This is a genomic window from Streptomyces phaeochromogenes (genome assembly GCF_001418655.1).
GTDB lineage: Bacteria > Actinomycetota > Actinomycetes > Streptomycetales > Streptomycetaceae > Streptomyces > Streptomyces phaeochromogenes.
This window is the reverse complement of record NZ_LIQZ01000407.1, coordinates 1-3,719: the sequence shown is the minus strand read 5'-3', so window position 1 is coordinate 3,719 and position 3,719 is coordinate 1. Positions and strand designations below refer to the sequence as shown.

Annotated in this window: 4 protein-coding genes and 1 pseudogene; 4 read left to right on the top strand and 1 reads right to left on the bottom strand. The window is 72.1% G+C overall.

The features are described 5' to 3' along the window. On the bottom strand, positions 1-615 hold a 615-nt coding region (locus AOK17_RS40875), incomplete at its 3' end, for a sensor domain-containing protein (protein ID WP_169801991.1). A 421-nt stretch (positions 616-1,036) separates the two neighbouring features. Here AOK17_RS40875 and AOK17_RS40870 point away from each other — a divergent pair. From AOK17_RS40870 to AOK17_RS50440, 4 genes and pseudogenes are all read left to right on the top strand, one after another. Further along, complete coding sequence (locus AOK17_RS40870) at positions 1,037-1,489, top strand: NADH-quinone oxidoreductase subunit A (protein WP_055617709.1); 453 nt, start codon at positions 1,037-1,039, stop codon at positions 1,487-1,489. Then, positions 1,480-2,160 carry an NADH-quinone oxidoreductase subunit B gene (locus AOK17_RS40865; protein ID WP_055617708.1) on the top strand — a complete coding sequence of 227 codons (681 nt, stop codon included), beginning with the start codon at positions 1,480-1,482 and terminating at the stop codon, positions 2,158-2,160. Before AOK17_RS40870 ends, AOK17_RS40865 begins: the two co-directional genes overlap by 10 nt. Further along, the gene (locus AOK17_RS50445; protein ID WP_055617707.1) at positions 2,157-3,593 is read left to right on the top strand and encodes an NADH-quinone oxidoreductase subunit C; all 1,437 of its coding nucleotides are present in this window, start codon (positions 2,157-2,159) and stop codon (positions 3,591-3,593) included. The genes AOK17_RS40865 and AOK17_RS50445 overlap by 4 nt, the downstream gene beginning before the upstream one ends. Continuing rightward, a pseudogene (locus AOK17_RS50440) lies at positions 3,590-3,719 on the top strand (NADH-quinone oxidoreductase subunit H); the annotation flags it as partial. The gene AOK17_RS50445 and the pseudogene AOK17_RS50440, both read left to right, overlap by 4 nt.

Genomic DNA, 3,719 nt, shown 5'->3' with positions numbered 1-3,719 from the left:
GATGCGCCGCAGGTCGGCCGCGGCCGTGTCGACGACCACGCCCCGGTCGGACTCCAGCTCGGCGATCCGCCGCTCCAGCTCGTCCGAGGGCGAGAGCAGCCCACGCACCATCGCCCGGTCCGCGTTGGCCAGTCCCCGCGCGATGTACGGAAGCACCGGCCACAGCACGAACAACGAGACCAGGGTGACGGTGAAGGTGACCAGGCCCCACGGCAGCCGCATGAACTCGTACAGCACCGTGCGCCAGCCGACCGGGTCCTTCAGCGACATCCACAGCTGCGCGAAGAACCCGCCCTGCCCGCGCAACGGCAGCGGGCTCGGCTCGTCGACCCGCACCCCGAGCAGCCCTCTGGCCCGGCCCCGCTCCAGCTTGCCCAGCTGGCGCGCGCCCATCAGTCCGGCCGCGAGCAGCGGAAACCCGATCACCGTCAGGGTCAGGAAGGCACCCGTGAACAGCACGGTCACCACATACGTGAACCCGACGAGCGAAACCGGCAGGTTGGCCAGGAGATGCGCGATCTCCTTCCAGGTGTGCCGGTCGTACGCGAAGCGCGCGGGTGGCGGCCGGTCGGTGGCGCCGTCCGCAGTGTCGGCGGCCAGAATGCGTTCGGTCATAGGCGCCAGCCTGCCGGGCCGCGGGCCCCCGCGCCATGAGGTGGACCGCCCGGATCCCCTGGGGTAAACCCCACCATCCCCGGCCTCCACGACGACCGGGGACGGTGCGAGAGGGGGTGGAGACCGGCCGATGGGTGCCCGAAAGACGGCTGGAAGGCGCCCGGCGGACGGCCGGAAGACGTTCGGAAGGCAGCCGCAGGGCCACCGGAGCACGGCCGGAAGGCGACCGGAGCGCGGCCTGGGAAAGCCCTCGCATCATGCCTACCCGTGACGGGCTGCTTACCGTCTCTTTATCAGGCCCTAGACTCCGGTGCGTACAGATCGTCGAACGCGGCGCATCGCACCGCGCATCGCACGGCGCACGCGTAGTCGGCGCGTAGTCAGTACGGGGTCATCCGAGGTCAGGGAGCGAGGGGCGGACGTGCCGGAACCGACCATGGTCGTGGCGACCGGGACCGCTGGGGCCGCCGAGACAGCCGGGACCGTCCTCGCGACGGACTACGCGGCGGACTATTTCGAGTCCTATTCGGTCGTCGGACTGCTCGCCGTGGTCGGCGTGCTGTTCGTCGCCGTCGCCTTCGGAGCGGGCCGTCTGCTGCGGCCCGTCGTTCCGACGCCCGAGAAGCTCATGACGTACGAATGCGGCGTCGACCCCGTCGGCGAGGGCTGGGCCCACACCCAGGTCCGCTACTACGTCTACGCCTTCCTCTACGTGATCTTCGCCGTCGACTCGATCTTCCTCTTCCCCTGGGCGACGGTCTTCGCCGCGCCGGGCTACGGCGCGGCGACCCTCGTGGAGATGTTCATCTTCCTCGGCTTCCTGGCCGTGGGCCTGCTGTACGCATACAAGAAGGGCGTCCTCACATGGACGTGACCCGTCCGCACCCGGACGCGACCTCCTCGGCGACTTCGGCCGCTTCGGACACTCCGGCCACTTCGGCTCCCGAGCCGGTGCTCCTGCCGGAACCGAAGCGCCTGGGCGTGCTCTCCCGCCTCGCCCCCGAGCCGATGAAGGTGGTCCTGAACTGGGGCCGCCGCTACTCGCTCTGGGTCTTCAACTTCGGCCTCGCCTGCTGCGCGATCGAGTTCATCGCGGCGTCGATGGCCCGCCACGACTTCATCCGCCTCGGTGTCATCCCGTTCGCGCCGGGCCCTCGCCAGGCCGACCTGATGGTCGTGTCCGGCACGGTCACCGACAAGATGGCCCCGGCCGTGAAGCGCCTGTACGAGCAGATGCCCGAGCCGAAGTACGTCATCTCCTTCGGCGCCTGCTCCAACTGCGGCGGCCCGTACTGGGACTCGTACTCCGTGACGAAGGGCGTCGACCAGATCATCCCCGTCGACGTCTACGTCCCCGGCTGCCCGCCCCGGCCCGAGGCCCTCCTCCAGGGCATCCTCAAGCTCCAGGAGAAGATCGCCCGGGAGTCGCTGGGGGACCGCTACGGAACCTCCCGCCCCTCCACGGCCGCCCTCCAGAGCGGCCTCGTACAGCCTCCGTCCGCGCAGTCGTCCACACCGCCGTCGGCCACGGGGGACGCCCGATGACCGGTTGGCTCCCCGCCCCCGTCGAGGAACTCTTCGGCCCGGACACCACGGCAGAGGAGTCGTACGAGGTCCTGACGGTCGACGTACCGCCGACGTCCTGGCTCGCCTCCCTGGAGGCCGCGCGCGACGAACTCGGCTGTACGTACTTCGACTGGCTCAGTGCCGTCGACGAACCCGGCACCGGTTTCCGCGTCTCGGCCCACGTCGTCGCCCTCGCTCCGGTCCGCCGCCTCCTCGTACGGACGACCGTCCCGCACGACGCCCCCGTACTCCCCTCCGCCGTCGGGGTCTACGCGGGCGCCGCCTGGCACGAACGCGAGACCCACGAGATGTTCGGCGTCACCTTCGAAGGCCACCCCGGCCTGGATCCGCTCCTCCTCCCCGAGGGTTTCGAGGGCCACCCCCTCCGCAAGGACTTCGTCCTGGCCGCCCGCGTGGCCAAGGCCTGGCCGGGCGCGAAGGAACCAGGCGAGTCGGAACACGGCGGCCCGAAGCGCCGCCAGATGCTCCCGCCGGGCGTTCCCGACCCCAACGAGTGGGGCCCCCTCAAGGGCCAACTCCCGCCTGCCCCGGCCCGCCCGGCCCGCGGCGCCGCACGCGCCGCAGGCGACCGCCCGGTGCGGCGGGCCCGCACGGCGGGAGAGGGCTCAGCGAGCCAGGCGGCTGCGCCGGGCACAGCTGCTGAGGGTGCCGCGTCCACGGGCGCGCAGCCTCGGGGTGCTGCTTCCGGTGGTGCGCAGGCTGCGGGTGCCCGGTCCGGTGGTGCGCAGGCCGGGGCCGCTGCGTCCGGTGGTGCGCAGGATGGTGGTGCCGCGTCCACGGAGGGCGGCGGTTCGGCAGCTGAGGCTCGGCCCACGGCCCGACGGGCCCGCAGTGTGAGCGAGGGCTCGGCGACCCAGCGCCGCACCGACTCTCCGGCCACGGGCGAGGCAACTGCGTCGGCTCCCGCTCCCGCTCCTGTTTCGGAGGCGGCCCAAGCCCCGGCCCCCACCACAGGGGTTGCCCCGGCCGAGGGCGCCGAAGCCGCGCCGGCATCAGAACCGGCGCCCGCCCCGGCACCCGCGTCCCCGCGCAGAGCGCGCAGCGCGGGCGAAGGCTCGGCGTCCCAACGCCAGGCGCCTGCCACACCAGCCGCACCAGCCACACCTGACGCTCCTGCCACCCCCGCCGACCAATCCGGCGACGGCCGGTCGGCAGGCCCCCGCAGCTCGGACGCTCCCTGGCACCACGCCCGCCCCGCCTTCGACGAGGCCGACCAGAACTCCGCCACGGAGAAGCCGCCACCGACCGAGCAGCCGGCACCGGACCCCGAGAGCACTCCGGAATCCGAGCCGACCGAGCCCGCGGAAGCTCCTGAAGCCGAATCAACCCCCAGCCCTACCCCGAACCCCAGCCCCACCGACGACGAAAACCCCCCAGGAGGCCGGCAGTGAACGACGTGCTCGACGTCGCCCTGCGACTCCTGATCGTCTTCGTCGTGTTCCTCACCTTCCCGCTGATCGTCGGTCAGACGGAACACAAGGTGATGGCCCACATGCAGGGCCGCCTCGGCCCCATGT